Origin of the sequence: Erythrobacter epiphyticus (genome assembly GCF_034653295.1) — a bacterium.
Classification (GTDB): domain Bacteria; phylum Pseudomonadota; class Alphaproteobacteria; order Sphingomonadales; family Sphingomonadaceae; genus Erythrobacter.
Window position 1 is genome coordinate 21705 of sequence record NZ_JAYEEU010000007.1, and the last position, 18569, is coordinate 40273.

The following is an 18569-nucleotide window of genomic DNA, read 5'->3' on the forward strand; positions in this document are numbered from 1 at the left end:
TCAGGACTTAGGGCCAAGTGCGCTTTCGAGCAATTCGGCGATGCGGATGCCCGCCTGCACCACGCGGCGCCGCGCGATCGGCACGCCGGCCACGATATCCTCCTGCGTCAGCGCGGTCTTCTTGGGCAGATCGCCGCTGCACACATCCTCGGTGTGGAAGGCAGTGGGATAAATGAAGTCGCGCGCAATCTGCCAGCTTTCGCGGCCCCAATCCGCCGCAGTGCCGCCGCCCAGCTCCGCCCGCTCGGCAGGGGCATAGCGCCGCGCCACCGGATCGGCGGGATCGCTGATCGCCCGTTCGGCGAGCGGGCCATCCCAGATCCAGTGCAGATTGAGTTCGGGGATAATGCCGTAATCGGTCACCCGGTCATTGCCGCCGCGATCATCCTTGTCGCCGGAATGGAGCGGCATGTGGATGTCACCGGCAAAGTGGACCAGAAACGCCAGCGCTTCGAGCCGCACCGGATCGGGCAGGCTCCGGTCGGAAAGGACGCGGTGGGCGCGTTCGATCTGCGCGGTCACGCAATTGCCATTGGCGCAATTGGCGCGCGGGTTATAGGCCTCGCAGATCGGCGTGGTGCGATAATGCCACGGCGCGGTGTAGCCCCAGCGCCAGCCTTCGCCCCGGATGCAATCGGCCCAGACGCTGGCATCCTGCAAGGTTGCAAGCGGACATTTGGGCGTCCCCAGCAGCTTTTCCGCGCGCAGCAGACGGCGGATCTCGGCGCGGGCTGCGGGCGAGATATTCGCCTCGGCAATGCTGGCGGTTTGCCGGTGCGCGTAAAAGCCCCAGGCCTGCGCCTGCCCCGGCAGCACTACCAGCAGCAGCAGCGCGAGCGGGAGCGCGAGCGCGCCGAGCGCCGCTCTCAGCCGATCTGTTCGAATTGCTCGATCACCCATTCTTCTTCCTCAGCCGCGGCGGTCCATTCGCGCATCCAGCCATGTTCAAGCACCGCTTCCATGTAGCTTTGCGCAAACCCCGGCACGGCGATGCCATAGGTGACGAAGCGCGTCACCACCGGAGCATAGAAGATATCAGCCGCACCAAAGGTTCCGAACAGGTAAGGTCCGGCGCTGCCATGGCGCGCGCGCGCCTCAGCCCATAATTGGAGGATACGCACGATGTCGCTGCGGGTTTCGTCGGAAACCCCGGGCAGCTCAAAACGGCGGCGGATATTCATCGGCAATTCGCGGCGCAGGCTTTGATAGCTTGCATGCATTTCGGCGACCATCGCGCGCGCCATGCCGCGTGCGGCGGCATCCTTGGGCCAGAACCGGTCGCGCCCGACCTTGTCGGCAAGATATTCGAGGATCGCAAGGCTATCCCAGATCACCGCATCGCCATCCCACAGGATCGGCACCTTGCCGGCAGAGGGCTGCACCTCACCCATCTCGCGCTTGAGCCGCTCCCACTCCGCGCCTCTGATCGGCACGGTCAGCTCGTCGAAATGCAGGCCCGACTGCTTGGCAGCGAGCCAGCCGCGCAGGCTCCAGCTCGAATAGGTCTTGTTGCCGATAATGAGTTTCATGGCTTGCCTGCTCCACCTTGCCGGGCCCGGCGGCCCTAGCCGTTCATCCCCGCGCTGTCGATGCTTAACGGTGAGACAGTTGAGACACTGTCCTGAAAGGGAAATGTTGTCTTGTCCAAAGCTGACAAGCGCGGCGCGGAAGGCTTCAGGGGTGTCCAGTGGCGCGGTCATATGTAGAGGCTGGCATGCGGGCGAGGGGTAGGAAAATGCTTTTCCTCACCGGTTCGGGCGCGCTAAGCTATGCGGCATGAGCCTGCCACCCTTTCACCTCGCCTTCCCCGTCGATGATCTGGCCGCTGCGCGCGCCTTCTATGGCGGGGTGATGGGCTGCGCCGAGGGGCGGTCATCCGACGAATGGATCGATTTCGATTTCCACGGCCACCAGATCGTCGCGCATCTGGCACCGGGGCAGGCGGGCGACCGGGCGCGCAATCATGTCGACGGGCATGGCGTGCCGGTGCCCCATTTCGGGCTCGTGCTGGGGATGGCGGAATGGGAAGCGCTCGCCGAGCGTCTGCGCGCGGGCGGCGCGGATTTCGTGATCGAGCCGACCATCCGCTTCAAGGGTCAGCCGGGCGAACAGGCAACGATGTTCCTGCGCGATCCGGCGGGCAATGCGCTCGAGTTCAAGGCGTTCAAGGATCTGGCCAGCCTGTTTGCGAAATAGGGCTGATACGCGTCAGCTTTGGATTCGTTCTGCTTGAAAAGCGGCCGTTCGGGGATCTGACCTCGAGAACCTAGGTTTCCGTCACCCCGGCGAAGGCCGGGGTCTAGGGGCTTGCAGAGCAGCGCCTGCCGCTCTGGATCCCGGCCTTCGCCGGGATGACGCCAGACACGCCAAAGCGGCAGCGGCTACCCCATCCACCCCTCGCCCAGCGCATCGGCGACGACCGCCGCGCGCAAGCGCTCGATCCCCATGCCCTTCTCGCTGCTGGTGAGGTGGATTTCCGGGAAGGCTGCGATGTGCTTCTTGGCTTCGACAGCGGTCTTTTCCGCGACCGCCGCCAGCTCACTCGCTTTGATCTTGTCAGTCTTGGTGAGAACGATGCGATAGCCGACAGCGGCTTCATCAAGCATCGCCATCATCTCGCGGTCGGTTTCCTTGAGCCCGTGGCGGCTGTCGACCAGTACCAGCGTGCGCGCTAGCACCGCCCGGCCACGCAGATAGCTTTTGACGAGCGCCTTCCACTTCTCGACCACTTTCACCGGCGCCTTGGCAAAGCCGTAGCCCGGCATGTCGACGAGCCGGAACAGCGGCAGCGCGCCGTCTTCCTCGCCCCGGCCAATGTCGAAGAAGTTCAATTCCTGCGTGCGCCCCGGTGTCACCGAAGCGCGCGCAATGGCCCGCCTGCCGGTGAGCGCGTTGAGCAACGAGGATTTGCCCACGTTCGAGCGCCCGCAAAAGGCGATCTCGGGCACGATCGGCTCGGGCAGGAATTTCAGCTGCGGGGCGGACAGCAGGAAGTCCACCGGCCCCGAAAAGAGCTTCGATGCGGCTTCCTCGCGGGCGACCTGTTCGGCTTCGTCGCTCACCCGCCTAGCCCTGCGCCGCTTTCTTGCGCTCGGCCTCGGCCTTTTCCTGCGCCGCTGCCGCTTTGAGCTGCGGATGCTTGGAATAGAGATAGCTCTGCTGCGCCAGCGTCAGGATGTTCGAGGTGACCCAGTAAAGCAGCAAGCCCGCGGCAAAGGGTGCCATCACGAACATCAGGATCCACGGCATGAAGGCAAAGATCTGCTGCTGCACCGGGTCCATCGCTGCCGGATTGAGCTTGAAGGTCAGCCACATTGTCACACCCAGCAGGATCGCGAGCGGGCCGATGGCAAGGAAGCCCGGCACATCGAAGGGCAGCATCCCGAACAGATTGAGGATATGCGCCGGATCGGGTGCCGAAAGGTCCCTGATCCACGCGATGAAGGGTTCATGCCGCATCTCGATCGACAGGATCAGCACCTTGTAGAGCGCAAAGAAGATCGGGATCTGGATCAGCAGCGGCAGACAGCCCGCCAGCGGATTGACCTTCTCATCCTTGTAGAGCTTCATCATCTCCTGCTGGAGACGCTGCTTGTCGTCCTTGTAGCGTTCCTGCAGCGCCTTCATCTTGGGCTGCACCGCCTTCATCGCGGCCATGCTGGCAAACTGCTTCTGTGCAACCGGGAACATCACGCCGCGCACGATCACGGTCATCAGGATGATCGCGACCCCGAAATTGCCGGCCAGCTGGTTAAGCTGGAGCAGCAGCCACAGCAGCGGCTTTTCAATCAGCCAGAACCAGCCCCACGAAATCGCCTTGTCGAATTCGGTGATGCCCTGACCTTCGTATTTTTCGAGGATTTCGCTTTCCTTGGCCCCGGCGAACAGGCGGGTGTCCTGCGTCATGCTGGCACCGGCCGCCACGGTCTGCGGCGCGTAGAGCAGATCGGTGCGGAACAGCTTGCTGCCCAGCGAACGGAAGCCTGCCTCGGCAATCTTGCCTTCGCCCGGCACCAGCGCTGACAGCCAGTAGCGATCGGTGAAGCCGAGCCAGCTTGCCGCACCCGCAGGCATATCGCGCCCGGCTTCGGCGAGATCCTCGTAATTGTTCTCGTCCCACAAGGTGCCGCCAAACACCCCGAGCGGGCCGGAATGGACGAGGAATTCATCCACCGTCGCATGGGCGCTGGTGCGGTTGATCAGCGCGAAGGGCTGGATGATCGCCGCCGCGGCCGAACCATTGGTGACAGTACGGCTGGCGGTGATCATGTAATCCGCATCAATCGCAAAGCGCACGCGGTAGGTGATGCCATTGGGATCAGTGTGCGTGAAGGTCACCGGGGTCTCGGGCGTCAGCCGGGTGCCATCAGCCTGCCATACCAGCGCGGAAGGCAGGCGCTGGCCGCCTGTCACAAAGCCGAACTCGGCGAAATACTGATAGGGGGTGCCTTCCGGGGCGAACAAGCGCACCGGGCCGCTGTTCTTGGCGACGCTTTCGCGGTGATCCTTGAGGACGATGTCATCAACGCGCAGGCCGACCGGATTGATCGATCCGGCAAGGCGCGGCGTATCGATCACGACGCGTCCCGGGCTGGCCAGCGCGCTCGCCAGATCGCGGCGGGTCGCCACACCTTCACCAATGTCGGCCCCTGCAACGCCCGTTGCCGCCACGGTATCAGCGGAAGCTGTTGCACTGGTGGCCGCCGCCGGCTTGTCCACCGCAGCGGTCAGCGATGCTTCGGGATAGAAAAACCGCATGCCGATATCCCACCCGAGGATGAGAAGGCCGGAAAGCACGACGGCGAGCAGGAGATTGCGCTGGTTGTCCAAGATGAAACCCGTCAAAGAAGATCAATAAGGTGTATTATGGGATTAACACGCTGCGATTTCCACCCTCACGGTACCGGATCATAGCCATGCCCACCCCATGGGTGGCAGCGCATTAGCCGCTTAAACGCCATCCATCCACCCTTGAGCGCACCATATTTGCCGATCGCCTCGATCGCATACTGGCTGCATGAGGGAGCATAGCGGCAGGTCGGCGGCAGGATGCGCGACGGGCCAAGCTGCCAGCCGCGCGCGATCAGGATCAGCAGTTGCTTCATGATACCTTGCTGCCACGCCGCGGGCGGCGGCCATAGGCGGGATCGCTCTTGCCTTCGCCCGCGCGGATGAGCGCTTGTGCGAGCTCTTCGCCCATGCGGTGAAAATCGCGTTCGACCCCGCCAGCGCGCCCGATCAGGACGTGATCGTGATCGGCAAGCCCGTGCTCGGGCAGCGCAGCGCGCAGCAATTCGCGAAACCGTCGCTTCATCCGGTTGCGCACCACGGCATTGCCGATCTTCTTGGTGACGGTGATCCCGTAGCGGATGCCCTGCCCCTGATTCGGCCGGGTCAGCAGAACAAAGCCGGGGCGGGCATTCCTGAGCCCGCTATTGGCGGCCAAAAAATCCGCGCGCTTTGTAAGGACCGAAATCATGGGATCGCCCATAGAGCAATGACGGAGGTGGCAAAAGTCAACGGGCTCCCGAGGGGAGCCCGCAAGGCCGACCGGCCGCCCGCAACAACGCGGCCGTCAGGCCGCATGAGCGAGGAAATCGCACCCGCGCAGGCGGGCGCGGAGAAAATTACGCGCAGAGCTTCTTGCGGCCACGCTTGCGGCGGGCGCGCAGAACCTTGCGACCGCCCGGGGTCGCCTTGCGGGCGAAAAAGCCGTGGCGACGCGCGCGCACAAGATTGCTGGGCTGGAAAGTCCGCTTCATATCTTCCTCGAAATCGAAATCCGATCATGCCGCACACGCGAATGTGCGCCCGATCATCATGCTGCCACCCTATTGGCGGCGGGGATCAAGGGCGCGCGCTTATGGGAAGACAGAACCCGAGTCAAGCGGTGTGCATGCTGCGCGTCTCATGCCGGGGTGCACCCATCGCGCACGCGGGTTGACCGGCAGACCGCCAAAAGGCTGCCGCTTATGGTTTCGATTTCCCTTCAAGATCAGATCGTAATGCTCGACAAGCCATCATAGAAAAGTCATATTATTCAAGTGATTGGTTCATGGCAGATGGGAAGCTTGGGGGATGGTCGCGCTGGTCCAAACCGTCGCTTATCTGGGGCTCGAAGCCCGCCCTGTCGAAGTGCAGTGCCAGATTGCCCCCGGCTTGCCGCGCTTTTCAGTGGTCGGGCTGGCGGACAAGGCGGTGAGCGAAAGCCGCGAACGGGTGCAGGCGGCGCTCGCTGCGATGGGGCTTGCGCTGCCGCCCAAGCGGATCACGATCAATCTTTCGCCCGCCGATCTGCCGAAGGATGGCTCGCATTATGATTTGCCGATTGCGCTGGCGCTGCTCGCCGCGATGGGCGTGACCGATGCCGAACAGCTGGGTGAATGGATCGTGGTCGGGGAATTGTCGCTCGATGGCCGGATCGTGGCATCGCCGGGCGTGCTGGTGGCGGCGCTCCATGCGAGCGCCCAGCAACGCGGCCTGATCTGCCCGGCGGAACAGGGCTCGGAAGCGCGCTGGGCAAGCGGCATCACGGTGCTGGCGGCGCGCGATCTCGCCAGCCTGCTCGGGCATCTCAAGGGCAGCCATGTCCTGCCCGAACCGCGCCCGGGGGAAATCGCCGAGGGCAAGCCGCACCCCTGTCTCAGGCAAGTCAAAGGGCAGGACAATGCCAAGCGCGCACTCGAAATTGCCGCGGCGGGCGGCCACAATCTGCTGATGATCGGCCCGCCCGGTTCGGGCAAAAGCCTGCTTGCAAGCTGCCTGCCGGGGATCCTGCCCGAACTCTCGCCCGCCGAAGCGCTCGAAGTCTCGATGGTGCAATCGGTGGCCGGCATGCTCGAACAGGGGCGGATCAACCGTGCCCGCCCGTTCCGTGCGCCGCATCATTCTGCCAGCATGGCCGCGCTGACGGGCGGCGGCCTGAAAGTGAAGCCGGGCGAAGTCAGCCTAGCCCATCTCGGCGTGCTGTTCCTTGATGAATTGCCCGAATTCCAGCGCCCGGTGCTGGATTCGCTGCGCCAGCCACTCGAAGCCGGGCAGGTCGATGTGGCGCGCGCCAATGCCCATGTCACCTTCCCGGCAAGGGTGCAGCTGGTGGCCGCGATGAACCCGTGCCGCTGCGGCTATGCCGGCGATCCGGCGCGCAATTGCCATCGCTGGCCGCGCTGTGTTGAAGATTATCAGGCCCGCTTGTCGGGGCCGCTGCTAGATCGGATCGATCTGCACGTCCATGTCGCCAGCGTGAGCGCGGCGGACATGGCCCTGCCCGCCCCGTCAGAAGGCAGCGCCGAGGTCGCCGCGCGCGTGGCTGCGGCCCGCGCGGTGCAGAACCGGCGCGGGGTGCGCGCCAACGCGGAGCTGGATGGCGAAGCGCTCGAACAATGTGCCTGGCCCGATGACAAGGGGCGCGAATTGCTGATGCTGGCGGCGCAAAAGCTGCGCCTGTCGGCACGGGGTTACACCCGCACGCTCAGGGTGGCGCGCACCATTGCCGATCTTGATCATGCCGAACGCGTCGGGCGGGTGCATATTGCCGAGGCGCTGAGCTATCGTCAGATGGTGGCGCAAGGCTAGCCAGCAACGCAGCCGCTCGCCTATGGGATGGGGGTGACCCCCGCCTCTCCCGAATCCCTCCCCAACGGCCTGGCACCGTCGCCCTTCGGGCGCGCGGCCGGCGATCCGCGCCGCCGGATGATCGGGCTCGCGCTGGCGCTTGCCATCGAGGGGCTGATCATTGCGCTCCTGTTCCTGATCGGCGCGCGCTTTGCCGGGAGCGGCGAGGAAAAGGCCGATGATGCGCGGCTCGAAGCGGTGACCTTTGCCTTGCCCGATGCTGCCGAAGAGCCGCCGCCCGAACAACCGCCCGAGCCCCCAGCCGAACCGACATCGCAGACCCCGCCGGTGCCTCAGCCGCCGGTTGAACCCGCGATCATTGCGCCTGAAAACCCACCGCCGCCGATCCTGCGCAATCCCGTGCCCTTGCCGCAGCCGAGCGCCGCGCCGCCCGCCCCGCCTGCGCCTGCGCCCGCTCCGATGCCGCGCCCGGCTGCGCCGCCACGGACCTATGGCCCGGTTGACAGCGGGCCGCAGGGCGAACCCGATAGCCAGCGGGTCGGCACAGCACCCAATGGCGAGCCACTTTATGCCGCCAAGTGGTATCGCGAGCCGACCCGGCAGGAATTGGCAGGCTATCTCTCCACCGCAAGCGCGCCGAGCGCCGCGCTGATTGCCTGCCGGACTGTGCCTGATTGGCGGGTGGAGGATTGCCAATTGCTCGCCGAAAGCCCCGCGGGATCGAACATCGGGCGCGCGGTGCTGGCGGCAGCATGGCAGTTCAAGGTGCGCCCCGCGCGCATCGGCGGGCGATCACAAGTCGGCTCGTGGGTGCGAATCAGGATCGATTACACCGTCTCGCGATGATCACGCGGTAGAGGGCTTGCCAGCCCGCAGCACCACCACTTCACCAGGCAGCACCACCGTGCCATCGGCGCGCTTGCCTAGGTTTTCGGGGCGCACCAGCCACAAGTCCTGATGGCCGAGAATGCGCCCGTCATGCGCGAGGATCGAGACCGGGCCGATCGGCAGGCGATCACGCTCGTCCACCAGCACCGGATCTTCCACCACCCGCTCGGCGCCGTACTTCTGCCCCCACTGGCGCAGCGCCAGCATCGCGGGGAGCAGGTCAAAGCCCTTCTCGGTCAGGCGATATTCGATCTTGCGGCGATCATCGGCGCAAGGCTCGCGCTTGAGGATCCCGTGTTCGACCAGCTTGGCGAGGCGGTTGGAAAGGATGTTGCGGGCAATGCCGAGCTCGCTGAGGAATTCCTCGAAATGCTTGAGCCCGTTGAAGCTGGCGCGCAGGATCATGAACGACCAGCGCTCTCCCATCACTTCAAGCGCTTGCGGCAGACCACATTCGATGAGTTCGCGCAGCGGTTCTCTCAAATCACCCATGATCACTTTCCCCTGCCGACATGTGTAACCGCTTTCGCGCGCCGGACAAACTCATTTCAGTTTTAGGTTGCAACCTGCAACTTAATTGTGTAGGTGGTGATTCGCAACTGGTTTCGAATTGAAACGCTGCACTGCACAACGCACCTAGAACGAACCTGTCGAATTGCAACCCCGCATTCCGAGAAAGGACTTGTCATGAGCATTACCCTTCCCCGCACCGGCCGCCTCGCGATCTTCGCCAGCGCGCTGGTTTACACCGGCCTCAGCTTTGGCATCGCCACCTCGGCTGCACCGGTTCAGGCTGCGGGCGGCGGCTATTACACCGCCACGCTCGCCACCCCGGCTGACGCCAAGAGCGAAGTGCTCGGCGGTGTCGCCTGGAATTGCCAAGGCACCACCTGCGTCGCCGGCAAGGGCGATGCCCGCCCGCTGCGCATCTGCCGCGGCCTCGCCCGCAAGTTCGGCGCCGTGTCGCGCTTCAAGGCCAATGGCGAAGACATGGCTGCCGAAGAACTGGCCAAGTGCAACGGCCAGTAAGGCCTCTCTGAAGTCCCCTCCGTCCGCCCCTCCCTCTCCAGCGGACGGCAATCCCAGCCCCCGGCACGCATTCCCCAGTGCGTGACCGGGGGATTTTTTGCGCTTCAGAGCAGCCCGGCCGCCACCAACCGCGTTTCCAGGCTGGTGGCGTCGGTGAAGAGATGGGCATGCCAACCGCGCGCGCGGGCTGCCGCGATGTTGTCCGGATTGTCATCGGTGAAGAACAGCTCACCACCGCGCCGTCCGGTGCGCGCTTCGGCGATGGCGTAGATCGCGGGATCGGGCTTGGCGACTTTCTCCGCGCCCGAGACAATTACATCCGCAAAAAGATCGAAGATCGGCTGCGTCGGGCGGAACCGCGCCCAGAGCTCATCGCCGAAATTGGTGAGGCCGTAGAGCGGCACGCCGCGCGCATGGAGCCGCTCGACCAATGCCGGCATCCCGGCCACCGGCCCCGGCACGGTTTCGTTGAACCGCGCCGCATAGGCATGGATGTGCGCTGCGTAGGCAGGGAATTCGGCGATTCGCTCTGGCACCATCTCGGCGAGCGAACGCCCGCGATCATGCTGATAGTGCCATTCCTCGGTCACAACATTGGCGACGAACCATGCCAGTTCGTCCGGATCGGCAATCAGCTTGGCAAACAGCGCGGAAAGCTGCCATTCGAACAGCACCCGTCCGATATCGAACACCACCGCTGATGGCACCTGCCGTGCTCCTCACATGGAAAAAGCCCGCTCCCCAGGTCGGGAGGCGGGCCATCCGATCACGCGGCTGCCACTGTCAGCAGCCGCCCCAGCACGTCATCAGCCCTGACGAGCCTTGAAGCGGCGGTTGGTCTTGTTGATCACATAGGTGCGGCCACGACGACGGATCACGCGGTTGTCGCGGTGACGGCCCTTCAGCGACTTGAGGCTGTTGACGATCTTCATGTTCGGTCTTTCGAAAAAACAAACGCGCCGGATCAACGCCCGACGCGCGATAAATCTGGGTGCGCCGATAGCGACGCTAGCGGCTTTCGTCAATTGGCCTCGGCGGCCTCGGCCTGACGAATCTCGGCCAAACGCCGCTCCCACACGAGCGCATGGGCGATAATCACGTCGAGATCGGCAAATTGCGGCTGCCACGGCACGCTCGCCATCAGCCGTGCGGGATCGGAAATCAGCGAATCGGGATCACCCGCGCGGCGCGGTTCCATCCGTCGTGCCAGTGTCACCCCCGCCACCCGATCAACCGCATCGAGCACTTCGAGCACTGAAAAGCCGCGGCCATAGCCGCAGTTGAAGGTGAGCGAGCGCGCCGGATCAGCCATCAGCGCTTCCAGCACCAGCACATGGGCGGCGGCCAGATCGCTGACATGGATATAGTCCCGCACCCCGGTGCCATCGGGAGTCGCATAATCCGTACCGAACACGCTGACCCCGCTGCGCGCGCCAAGCGCGGCCTCGGTCGCGACCTTGATGAGGTGCGTGGCGCCCGCCGTCGACTGGCCGCTGCGCGCCTGCGGATCAGCGCCCGCCACGTTGAAATAGCGCAGCACGCCGTAATTGAGCGGATGGGCCGCCGCGACATCGGCGAGCATCTGCTCGGTCATCAGCTTCGACCAGCCATAGGGGTTGATCGGGCGCTGCGGCGTATGCTCGTTCACCGCCGCGACATCGGGAATGCCATAGGTTGCCGCGGTCGAGGAGAAGATGATGTGCGCGATCCCCGCCGCCACCGCTGCCGCGATCAGCGCGCGGCTTTTGGCGGTGTTGTTGTGATAATATTTGAGCGGGTCGGCGACGCTTTCGGGCACGATGATCGAACCGGCAAAATGCATGATTGCCGCGACATCCTCATCGGCAAAGATACGCGCCAGCAAAGCTTCGTCAGCGATATCGCCTTCATAAAGCGGCACACCGCCGGGCACGGCAAAGCGAAAGCCGGTCGAGAGATTGTCAATTACCACCGGGCGGTAGCCCGCATCCTGAAGCGCCAGCACCGCATGGCTGCCAATATAGCCTGCCCCGCCGGTCACCAGCACGGTTGTCGTCTTGGTCTTGCTCATGGCGCGCTCCCTAACACAGATTTTTCCCGCAATGGCCCGGAATTTTGAGCGGGATGTGCCGCTTGTGCCTGCCCCTTCGCCACATTAGAACCAACGCAGAAGAGGATCACCCCCATGCCCCGTATCAGCCCCGCTTTTGCCGCCGCCCTGCTCGCCCCGCTGGCTCTGTGCGCCTGCACCGGCCCCTTCACCGGCCCGGTCGAAGTCACCCGCTTTGTCAGCCCCGATCGCAGCGTGCTAGGCCGCGGCACGATCAGCGTGAGCCTCGCCGATGGCCCCAAGGATGAGCTCGCGCAGGCCGCCTATGTCGCTGCGGTGAGCGAGCAATTGGGCCGCATCGGCTACACCGTCGTCCCGCAAGGTCGCTCCGCCGAGCAGAGCGCCAGCATCCGCACCAGCCGCGCCGCGATTGCGGCGCCGGATACCGCCCGCCGTGGGCCGGTAAGTGTCGGGATGGGCGGGCAGACCGGCGGCTGGGGCAGCGGGGTTGGCCTCGGGGTCGGGATCAATCTGGGCGGCGGTCAGCGCGGGCCGAATGTCACCACCGAACTCAGCGTGCGGATCAATGATGCCACGGGCCGCAGCCTGTGGGAAGGACGTGCGCAAATGGCGACAGCGGTCAAATCGCCCTATTCGCAGGTCGGGCTCAATGCCCGCACCTTGGCGAGCGGCTTGTTCCGTGACTTCCCCGGTGGCAATGGCGAGACCATCACCATCAAGGCCACGGAGCTTCAGCCCGCCTCATGACATCCCTGTTCATTGATTCCGCTTTCGACAGCGGCAATATCCAGGTGCTTTCCATCGCGGGCAACACGGCGCGCCTCGCGATCACCAAGGATCACCTGTCCGACTTTTTCCAGTGGTTCCATTTCCGCGTGGCCTGCCCGGTGGGCGAGGAAATCGTGCTCAAGATCACGGGCCTCAACGCATCGGCTTATCCCGGCGGCTGGCCGGGCTATGATGCCTGCGTCTCGGAAGACCGGGATTACTGGGGCCGCGCGCCGTCCCGCTTCGACAAGGACGAGGATGGCGGGACGCTCACCATCACCTACACCCCGCAATCGAGCCTGGTGTGGTTTGCCTATTTCGCGCCCTACTCAATGGAACGGCATCACGATCTGATTGCCGATGCCGCCGCGAGCGAAGGCGTCGAGGTGGTGCGGCTTGGCACCACGCTCGATGGTCAGCCGATCGATTGCCTCGAAATGGGTGAAGGCACCACCAAGGTGTGGCTCTATGCCCGCCAGCATCCCGGCGAGACGATGGCCGAGTGGTGGATCGAAGGCGCGCTCGATTGCCTGCTTGATCCGGCCGATCCGGTCGGCCGCGCGCTGCGGCGCGATTGCCGCCTCCATATCGTGCCCAATTGCAACCCCGATGGCTCGCGCCGCGGGCATCTGCGCACCAATGCGGCAGGGATCAATCTCAACCGCGAATGGGCCCATCCGACAGCGGAGAAATCGCCCGAAGTGCTCGCCATCCGCAACCGCATGGATGTAACCGGCGTCGACTTCGCAATGGACATCCACGGCGATGAAGCGATCCCGGCGGTGTTTCTGGCCGGGTTCGAAGGCATTCCGTCGTGGACAGCGGAACAGGGCGAAGCCTTCTACCTCTATCAGCGCATCCTTGATCGGCGCACCTCGGACTTCCAGACCAAGCTGGGCTATCCCAAGGCTGCCGCGGGCAAGGCCAATCTGTCGATGAGCACCAACCAGCTTGCCGAACGCTTTGGTGCCTGTGCCATGACGCTCGAAATGCCGTTCAAGGATCTCGCCGACTTTCCCGAGCCCGAGCAGGGCTGGTCGCCCGAGCGGTGCAAGCTGTTTGCCCGCGAGTGTCTGGCCGGGCTGGTCGAATGGCTGGAGACGAAAAGCTAGGCGAGGTTGCTCGGGCCAAAAGCGTGGGGGAGCAGCACGGAAAGCGGCACGCGCCGCACCTCGGCTTCTCCCACGCAGAGCACCAGCGGATCGCTTGCGCCCAGGGCTGCGACTTCGTTGAGCATCTGGCGGCAGCGCCCACAGGGCGTGATCGGATCGGCCCCAGCGGCCAGCCCGATCACCGCCACAGCGACAAGGCCGCCGCGCCGCCCTTCGCCAAGTGCTTTGGCGACCGCGACGGTCTCGGCACAAAGCGAGAGGCCATAGCTTGCATTCTCGGTGTTGCAGCCGGTGATGATCGCCCCGTCATCAAACAGCAGGGCCGCGCCCACCGGATAGTCCGAATAGGGCACATAGGCATGGACTGCCGCAGCGCGCGCCGCCGCAATCAGGCGGGCTTCGGTTGCATCATCAAGGCTCATTTCTGCACCACCGCCCATTCGATCGGCTCCTCCGCCGCCTCGCTCACCAGCGAGGCATTGGCGCTCCATAGCAGCCACGGCCGCCCGGCATAGTCCGGCTGGGCGCGATCCCGCATCAGCCACAGATCGCGTTCCAGCGCCTGCGCGCTGCGATGGCGTTCCTGAAACGCGCGCCCCAGCTTGAGAATCACCGGCTTTCCCGCGTGTGTCTCGATCTGGTTGATGAAGGTGACGAGCTCGCTCTCCACCGCCGCATCGCTGACCGGCTGGGCGCAGCCATCGGCAAGCCGGGTGAGCGCAATCGCCGGCGGGAGCCAGCCGCTATCGCGCGGCACCATCCGCGTGAAGAACGCCGATTGCGCATCCGCCGGGCGGCACGGATCAAACACGTGGATGACCCCGACCTTGAGCCCCGCCTCGCGCGCAGCCGCAAGCCGCGCGGCAAAACCGGGATCGGGCGGGCCGCTTTCATCAGGCAATTCGAGATAGGCAAAGGCTGCACCCAGCGCCTTGAGCGTGGCAAAGCGGGTGGCAGCGGCATTGCTTGCGATCACCGCGCCCTGTTCGGGGAAGACCGTTTCATCCGGGCGCCAAGCCCGCATGTCCCACCAGAACCAGGCGAGGAAGGCCAGCCCGGTCAGCCCCGCCAGCGCGCCTGCCCGCCACAGCCAGCGGCGCGGCGCCTTGCGCCTCGCTTTGGAAGAACCGCGTGCCATGATCAGCCCTTGATGTGCAGCACGCAGATCAGCGTGAACAGCCGCCGTGCGGTGGCGAAATCAGTCTCAACCTTGCCTTCCAGCCGTTCGAGCAGCATTTCAGCGGCGTTGTTGTGAATGCCGCGCCGGGCCATGTCGATGGTTTCGATCTCGGCCGGAGTCGCCTTGCGGATCGCCTGATAATAGCTGTCGCAGATCGCGAAGTATTCGCGGATCGGGCGACGGAACCGCGCCATGCCGATCAGCAGCGTTTCCAGCAATTGCCCGCTGGTATCGCTGACATCCATCGCCAGCCGCCCGTCCCGCACCGCGAGATGGAGATGATAGGGGCCATGCGCGCCGCGCTCCATGCTCCTCACAGGCTTGAAGACATTTTCCTCGATCAGATCATAGATCGCCACCCGGCGTTCCTGTTCGACATCGGCATTGCGCCACAGGATCGTTGCCTCGTCGAGCGTGATCTGCGCAATGCGATGCCCGCCCGCCGGGCCAGCGGCAGGAGCAAGCGACAGGGAATCAGGCGGGAGCGCGGCCATGATTACCGCCTTCGCAGATCGATGGGCCGCACTTCAAGCACTTCGGCAAACTCTCCCCACTATCCACAGGGCGACCGCGCCCTTTTCCGCGGATTGCCCCTTGCGCCCGATACCCCCACGCGCGCATCAGGCCGCTATGGCCGAACCCGAAAAACTCCTGCTGATCAAGAGCGATGACAGCGCAGCCCCCACGCCTGTGATGAAATTGCCCGCCAATCTGGAGGCGGAGGCAGCTTTTCTGGGCGCGGTGCTGATCGATAACCGCGTGATCGAGGAATTGACCGTGCCGATTCGCGCGGAGCATTTCTTCGAGCCGCTGCACCAGCGCATCTATGCCCGCGTGCTCACCCTGATCGAACGGAACGCCACTGCCTCGCCGGTCACGCTGCGCCCCTATTTCGAAGCCGATGAAGCGCTCAGGGAATTGGGCGGCACGACCTATCTGGCGCAATTGACAGCGAATGGCGCAGGCCTGCTCGCACCGCGCGAATTGGCGCAGCAGATCTATGATCTGGCGCTGCTGCGCGAATTGGTAAGCGTCGGGCGCGGGCTGGTCGAAGGTGCGCTGGATACCTCCGAAGACACCTCGCCGCTGGATCGCATCGCGCGGGCCGAGGCCGATCTCTTCAAGGTCGCCGAAGGCGCAGCCACTGGCAGCGAAGCCTCCACCTTCCGCGAAGCCGCGCTCACCGCGATCAAGATGGCCGAAGCCGCGATGAATTCGGGCGGCGGGCTTTCGGGCAAGACCACCGGCCTCGCCACGATCGATCAGAAAACGTCGGGCCTGCACAATTCCGACCTGATCATCCTTGCCGGGCGTCCCGGCATGGGCAAGACCTCGCTTGCCACCAACATCGCCTTCAATTGCGCCGAAGAACATCTCAAGTGGCAGCGCGACGGCGGCGAATTCAACTACGGCGCGCCGGTGGCCTTCTTCAGCCTCGAAATGAGCGCCGATCAGCTGGCCACGCGTATCCTTGCCGAACAGGCCGAGATCTCGTCCGAAGCGCTGCGTTCAGGGAAAATGAGCCGCGAGGATTTCCAGAAGCTCTCCTTCGCGAGCCAGCGCCTTGCCGAATTGCCGCTCTATATCGACGATACGCCTGCGCTCACCATCGCAAGCTTGCGCACCCGCGCGCGGCGGCTGAAGCGGCGGCATGATATCGGGCTGATCATCGTCGACTATCTGCAACTGCTGCAAGGCTCGGGCCGCGGCAGCGACAACCGCGTCAACGAGATTTCCGAGATCAGCCGCGGGCTGAAAACGCTCGCCAAGGAATTGTCGGTGCCGGTCATTGCCCTGTCGCAGCTCTCGCGCGCCGTCGAACAGCGCGAGGACAAGCGCCCGATGCTGTCAGACCTGCGCGAATCCGGCTCGATCGAGCAGGATGCCGACATGGTGTGGTTCGTCTTCCGCGATGATTACTATCACCTGCTGGTCAAGCCCGACACGCCGGATGAAAGCTCCTCGGCCGAAATGAGCGAGAAATACCGCGCGTGGGAGGAGAAGTACGAACAGATCGTCGGCAAGGCGACACTGATCGTGGCCAAGCAGCGCCACGGTTCAACCGGTAATGTGCGGCTCCACTTCCAGAGCGACATCACCAAGTTCACCTCGCCCAGTTACAAGGATTATTCGGACTACGGGTTCGAATAGGCTCGCCGCTCAGCCCGTGCCTGCCCGGCTGATGCGGTAATCCGCCAGCGACAGCCAATAGACCAGCAACCAGCGCAGCCGGTTGTACCAGGTCGCGCGCTTGGCATACCAGGCTGGTGTCACCGGCACGCTGGCGGCTTCGAGATGATCGATCAGCCCGCGCAGCTGCGCCGCGAGCGCGGCATCTTCGATCCGCACCATCAATTCGATGTTCACGCGGAAGGAGCGCTTGTCGAGATTGGCGCTGCCGACATAGCTGATATCGTCCACCACCAGCAGCTTCATATGCAGCTTGCAGGGGGTGAATTCGCACAGGCGCACCCCGGCCTTGAGCAGCGAGCGGTAAAGCAGCCGTGCCATATCAATCGCCGCCGCAATGTCGGACTTGCCGGGCATCACCATGCGCACCGGGCCGCGCCGGGCAATGTCGGCGACCTGTCGGCGGAAACTGCGCGGCGGGGAGAAATAGGCCGAAACCGTATCAAGCCGCCGGGCGCGCCGCAGATCACGGCTGAACAGCGAGACCCAGTGCCCGTGCCGCACAAGCGGGCCGCCCATCAGCAGTTGCACCGGGCCATCACCGCCATCCCATTGCTGGACGAATTCGCGCAGGCGGCGCAGCTGGTTGATCCGGCCTTGCGCCTCGCCCTCCACCCAGCGCGCGAGCAACCCGAACCACTCCACGAATTTGGCGACCACCGGGCCTTCGATCACCACCGCCAGATCGCACCAGCCATTGCGCGCGGGCGGATTGAAATAGTGGTCCGAAACATTGGCACCACCTGTCATCACCCGCACGCCATCGGCAATCGCGATTTTCTGATGGTTGCGCACCAGATAGCGCTTGCCCCAGCGCGGCGAGAAAATCGCGAAACGGCCCCCCGCTGCGATCAGCGGGGCGAAGAAATCAGCCCCGGCATCATTGCCGAAATCATCGACAATCAGGTGCACCGCCACGCCGCGTGCCGCTGCGGCAATGAGCGCCTCGCGCACCGCGGTGCCCGAGGCATCATCATCGAACAGATAATAGAACACCTCGAGGCTGTGCTGCGCCCCGGCGATCAGGCCCAGCAGCGCATCGAAGCGTTCGGCACCGCCGGGATGGAAGGTGAAGTGGTGGTCCGCCGCGGTCACGGTGAAGGAGGGATAATCCGCATAGCCTTGCGCAGCATCGGCGGGCGAAACACTGAGGGCGGCGGCGTCCATGGGCCCAGCATAGCCGCTCTTGCGCGAAGTTGCATTATCTTGACTCTGCGCGCCCATGTGCCTAGTGCGCGCCTTCTTCCCGAATTCTCCGTAAAAGAGGCCGCCCATGGCACGCGTTACCGTTGAAGATTGCGTCGACAAGGTTCCCAACCGCTTCGACCTCGTCCTGCTCGCTGCTCAGCGGGCGCGCGAAATCTCGGGCGGCAGCGAGCTGACGCTGGATCGCGACCGCGACAAGAACCCGGTCGTCGCGCTGCGCGAAATCGCCGAACAGACGATCGTGCCGCGCGAGCTCCACGAAGCGCTGGTTAACGGTCTTCAGAAGATCCTGCCCGATGATGAGGACGAAGCCGACGAAATCGGCTCGCTCAGCCAGTCGGCCGAAGCGCTCCGCATCACCGCGGCTGCGCCGGCGCGCAACACCTCGCTTGGCGGCGATTACGACGGCTGAAACCTGCCGGATCGGATGTCCGAGAATGACAGAGGCCGCCCCACCGGGCGGCCTTTTTTGTTGGGGCGCGCCCTGGCGGCCTTTTGGAAACGGCAGGCCGTGGGCTGGCACGGCACACTATCGCTTGGCCTTGCGATCAAACCGGCATAGCCTGACGCC

23 protein-coding genes are annotated in these 18569 nt (G+C 64.5%); 8 read left to right on the forward strand and 15 right to left on the reverse strand.

The window, feature by feature from the left end; translation table 11 throughout:
• Together SOQ14_RS05585 and SOQ14_RS05590 are read right to left on the reverse strand one after the other, a co-directional pair.
• On the reverse strand, positions 1-900 hold the full coding sequence (locus tag SOQ14_RS05585) for a S1/P1 nuclease (protein ID WP_322897077.1): 900 nt from the start codon (positions 898-900) through the stop codon (positions 1-3).
• Positions 867-1529 (reverse strand): glutathione S-transferase family protein, encoded by a 663-nt coding sequence (locus SOQ14_RS05590; RefSeq protein ID WP_322897078.1) that lies wholly within the window; start codon positions 1527-1529, stop codon positions 867-869. Before SOQ14_RS05590 ends, SOQ14_RS05585 begins: the two co-directional genes overlap by 34 nt.
• Positions 1530-1776: 247 nt before the next feature.
• Between SOQ14_RS05590 and SOQ14_RS05595 the strand changes: the two genes are divergently transcribed.
• Positions 1777-2196: a VOC family protein gene (locus SOQ14_RS05595; protein ID WP_322897079.1), complete on the forward strand. Its 420-nt coding sequence runs from the start codon at positions 1777-1779 to the stop codon at positions 2194-2196.
• A 185-nt stretch (positions 2197-2381) separates the two neighbouring features.
• Here SOQ14_RS05595 and yihA read toward each other — a convergent pair whose 3' ends face one another.
• The 5 genes from yihA to rpmH all read right to left on the reverse strand — a co-directional run bounded on the left by yihA (position 2382) and on the right by rpmH (position 5762).
• The gene (yihA, locus tag SOQ14_RS05600; protein WP_322897080.1) at positions 2382-3062 is read right to left on the reverse strand and encodes a ribosome biogenesis GTP-binding protein YihA/YsxC; all 681 of its coding nucleotides are present in this window, start codon (positions 3060-3062) and stop codon (positions 2382-2384) included.
• 4 nt (positions 3063-3066) lie between these two features.
• A complete protein-coding gene (gene yidC / locus SOQ14_RS05605) occupies positions 3067-4830 on the reverse strand; it encodes a membrane protein insertase YidC (RefSeq protein WP_322897081.1) in 1764 nt (587 codons plus the stop codon).
• A 65-nt stretch (positions 4831-4895) separates the two neighbouring features.
• Positions 4896-5105: a membrane protein insertion efficiency factor YidD gene (gene yidD / locus SOQ14_RS05610; RefSeq protein ID WP_416232735.1), complete on the reverse strand. Its 210-nt coding sequence runs from the start codon at positions 5103-5105 to the stop codon at positions 4896-4898.
• Complete coding sequence (gene rnpA / locus SOQ14_RS05615) at positions 5102-5479, reverse strand: ribonuclease P protein component (protein WP_322897843.1); 378 nt, start codon at positions 5477-5479, stop codon at positions 5102-5104. Before rnpA ends, yidD begins: the two co-directional genes overlap by 4 nt.
• Before the next feature lie 148 nt (positions 5480-5627).
• On the reverse strand, positions 5628-5762 hold the full coding sequence (gene rpmH / locus SOQ14_RS05620; protein WP_034955521.1) for a 50S ribosomal protein L34: 135 nt from the start codon (positions 5760-5762) through the stop codon (positions 5628-5630).
• 316 nt (positions 5763-6078) lie between these two features.
• On the opposite strand from rpmH, the gene SOQ14_RS05625 reads away from it, so the two are divergent.
• Together SOQ14_RS05625 and SOQ14_RS05630 are read left to right on the forward strand one after the other, a co-directional pair.
• Positions 6079-7575, forward strand: a complete 1497-nt coding sequence (locus tag SOQ14_RS05625; protein WP_322897082.1) for a YifB family Mg chelatase-like AAA ATPase — start codon at positions 6079-6081, stop codon at positions 7573-7575.
• Positions 7576-7608: 33 nt separating this feature from the next.
• On the forward strand, positions 7609-8421 hold the full coding sequence (locus SOQ14_RS05630) for a hypothetical protein (RefSeq protein WP_416232736.1): 813 nt from the start codon (positions 7609-7611) through the stop codon (positions 8419-8421).
• Here SOQ14_RS05630 and SOQ14_RS05635 read toward each other — a convergent pair whose 3' ends face one another.
• Complete coding sequence (locus SOQ14_RS05635; RefSeq protein WP_322897084.1) at positions 8422-8955, reverse strand: winged helix-turn-helix transcriptional regulator; 534 nt, start codon at positions 8953-8955, stop codon at positions 8422-8424. It abuts the gene before it with no gap.
• Between the two features lie 195 nt (positions 8956-9150).
• On the opposite strand from SOQ14_RS05635, the gene SOQ14_RS05640 reads away from it, so the two are divergent.
• Positions 9151-9492, forward strand: coding sequence for a DUF8200 family protein (locus tag SOQ14_RS05640; protein WP_322897085.1), 342 nt, complete (start codon positions 9151-9153; stop codon positions 9490-9492).
• A gap of 104 nt (positions 9493-9596) precedes the next feature.
• On the opposite strand, the gene SOQ14_RS05645 is transcribed toward SOQ14_RS05640, so the two are convergent.
• The 3 genes from SOQ14_RS05645 to galE form a co-directional block, all read right to left on the reverse strand.
• The gene (locus tag SOQ14_RS05645) at positions 9597-10199 is read right to left on the reverse strand and encodes an HAD family hydrolase (RefSeq protein WP_322897086.1); all 603 of its coding nucleotides are present in this window, start codon (positions 10197-10199) and stop codon (positions 9597-9599) included.
• A 99-nt stretch (positions 10200-10298) separates the two neighbouring features.
• Positions 10299-10424, reverse strand: a complete 126-nt coding sequence (gene ykgO, locus SOQ14_RS05650) for a type B 50S ribosomal protein L36 (RefSeq protein ID WP_029724010.1) — start codon at positions 10422-10424, stop codon at positions 10299-10301.
• Between the two features lie 89 nt (positions 10425-10513).
• Positions 10514-11542, reverse strand: a complete 1029-nt coding sequence (gene galE / locus SOQ14_RS05655; RefSeq protein WP_322897087.1) for a UDP-glucose 4-epimerase GalE — start codon at positions 11540-11542, stop codon at positions 10514-10516.
• Between the two features lie 114 nt (positions 11543-11656).
• On the opposite strand from galE, the gene SOQ14_RS05660 reads away from it, so the two are divergent.
• Positions 11657-12289 (forward strand): hypothetical protein, encoded by a 633-nt coding sequence (locus SOQ14_RS05660; protein WP_322897088.1) that lies wholly within the window; start codon positions 11657-11659, stop codon positions 12287-12289.
• Entirely contained in the window at positions 12286-13422 is a 1137-nt protein-coding gene (locus tag SOQ14_RS05665) for a M14 family metallopeptidase (protein ID WP_322897089.1), read from the forward strand. The genes SOQ14_RS05660 and SOQ14_RS05665 overlap by 4 nt, the downstream gene beginning before the upstream one ends.
• Here the strand turns inward: SOQ14_RS05665 and SOQ14_RS05670 are convergent.
• The 3 genes from SOQ14_RS05670 to SOQ14_RS05680 are packed head-to-tail and all read right to left on the reverse strand — an operon-like array spanning position 13419 to position 15096.
• Positions 13419-13844, reverse strand: coding sequence for a cytidine deaminase (locus tag SOQ14_RS05670; protein WP_322897844.1), 426 nt, complete (start codon positions 13842-13844; stop codon positions 13419-13421). The genes SOQ14_RS05665 and SOQ14_RS05670 overlap by 4 nt on opposite strands.
• On the reverse strand, positions 13841-14560 hold the full coding sequence (locus tag SOQ14_RS05675; RefSeq protein ID WP_322897090.1) for a glycoside hydrolase family 25 protein: 720 nt from the start codon (positions 14558-14560) through the stop codon (positions 13841-13843). The genes SOQ14_RS05670 and SOQ14_RS05675 overlap by 4 nt, the downstream gene beginning before the upstream one ends.
• Before the next feature lie 2 nt (positions 14561-14562).
• On the reverse strand, positions 14563-15096 hold the full coding sequence (locus SOQ14_RS05680; protein ID WP_322897091.1) for a UPF0262 family protein: 534 nt from the start codon (positions 15094-15096) through the stop codon (positions 14563-14565).
• A gap of 136 nt (positions 15097-15232) precedes the next feature.
• Here SOQ14_RS05680 and SOQ14_RS05685 point away from each other — a divergent pair, with 136 nt between their 5' ends.
• On the forward strand, positions 15233-16753 hold the full coding sequence (locus tag SOQ14_RS05685; RefSeq protein ID WP_322897092.1) for a replicative DNA helicase: 1521 nt from the start codon (positions 15233-15235) through the stop codon (positions 16751-16753).
• 9 nt (positions 16754-16762) lie between these two features.
• On the opposite strand, the gene SOQ14_RS05690 is transcribed toward SOQ14_RS05685, so the two are convergent.
• Positions 16763-17959 carry a phospholipase D-like domain-containing protein gene (locus SOQ14_RS05690; RefSeq protein ID WP_322897093.1) on the reverse strand — a complete coding sequence of 399 codons (1197 nt, stop codon included), beginning with the start codon at positions 17957-17959 and terminating at the stop codon, positions 16763-16765.
• Positions 17960-18065: 106 nt separating this feature from the next.
• Here SOQ14_RS05690 and rpoZ point away from each other — a divergent pair, with 106 nt between their 5' ends.
• Positions 18066-18410, forward strand: coding sequence for a DNA-directed RNA polymerase subunit omega (gene rpoZ, locus SOQ14_RS05695; protein WP_322897094.1), 345 nt, complete (start codon positions 18066-18068; stop codon positions 18408-18410).
• The last annotated feature ends 159 nt before the right edge of the window (positions 18411-18569 follow it).

Coding starts and splice junctions, on each gene's coding strand:
- SOQ14_RS05585 (WP_322897077.1), bottom strand. CDS start 900: ATGGGTGATCGAGCAATTCGAACAGATCGGCTGAGAGCGGCGCTCGGC.
- SOQ14_RS05590 (WP_322897078.1), bottom strand. CDS start 1,529: ATGAAACTCATTATCGGCAACAAGACCTATTCGAGCTGGAGCCTGCGC.
- SOQ14_RS05595 (WP_322897079.1), top strand. CDS start 1,777: ATGAGCCTGCCACCCTTTCACCTCGCCTTCCCCGTCGATGATCTGGCC.
- yidD (WP_416232735.1), bottom strand. CDS start 5,105: ATGAAGCAACTGCTGATCCTGATCGCGCGCGGCTGGCAGCTTGGCCCG.
- rnpA (WP_322897843.1), bottom strand. CDS start 5,479: ATGATTTCGGTCCTTACAAAGCGCGCGGATTTTTTGGCCGCCAATAGC.
- rpmH (WP_034955521.1), bottom strand. CDS start 5,762: ATGAAGCGGACTTTCCAGCCCAGCAATCTTGTGCGCGCGCGTCGCCAC.
- SOQ14_RS05625 (WP_322897082.1), top strand. CDS start 6,079: ATGGTCGCGCTGGTCCAAACCGTCGCTTATCTGGGGCTCGAAGCCCGC.
- SOQ14_RS05635 (WP_322897084.1), bottom strand. CDS start 8,955: ATGGGTGATTTGAGAGAACCGCTGCGCGAACTCATCGAATGTGGTCTG.
- SOQ14_RS05640 (WP_322897085.1), top strand. CDS start 9,151: ATGAGCATTACCCTTCCCCGCACCGGCCGCCTCGCGATCTTCGCCAGC.
- ykgO (WP_029724010.1), bottom strand. CDS start 10,424: ATGAAGATCGTCAACAGCCTCAAGTCGCTGAAGGGCCGTCACCGCGAC.
- galE (WP_322897087.1), bottom strand. CDS start 11,542: ATGAGCAAGACCAAGACGACAACCGTGCTGGTGACCGGCGGGGCAGGC.
- SOQ14_RS05660 (WP_322897088.1), top strand. CDS start 11,657: ATGCCCCGTATCAGCCCCGCTTTTGCCGCCGCCCTGCTCGCCCCGCTG.
- SOQ14_RS05665 (WP_322897089.1), top strand. CDS start 12,286: ATGACATCCCTGTTCATTGATTCCGCTTTCGACAGCGGCAATATCCAG.
- SOQ14_RS05670 (WP_322897844.1), bottom strand. CDS start 13,844: ATGAGCCTTGATGATGCAACCGAAGCCCGCCTGATTGCGGCGGCGCGC.
- SOQ14_RS05675 (WP_322897090.1), bottom strand. CDS start 14,560: ATGGCACGCGGTTCTTCCAAAGCGAGGCGCAAGGCGCCGCGCCGCTGG.
- SOQ14_RS05680 (WP_322897091.1), bottom strand. CDS start 15,096: ATGGCCGCGCTCCCGCCTGATTCCCTGTCGCTTGCTCCTGCCGCTGGC.
- SOQ14_RS05685 (WP_322897092.1), top strand. CDS start 15,233: ATGGCCGAACCCGAAAAACTCCTGCTGATCAAGAGCGATGACAGCGCA.
- SOQ14_RS05690 (WP_322897093.1), bottom strand. CDS start 17,959: ATGGACGCCGCCGCCCTCAGTGTTTCGCCCGCCGATGCTGCGCAAGGC.
- rpoZ (WP_322897094.1), top strand. CDS start 18,066: ATGGCACGCGTTACCGTTGAAGATTGCGTCGACAAGGTTCCCAACCGC.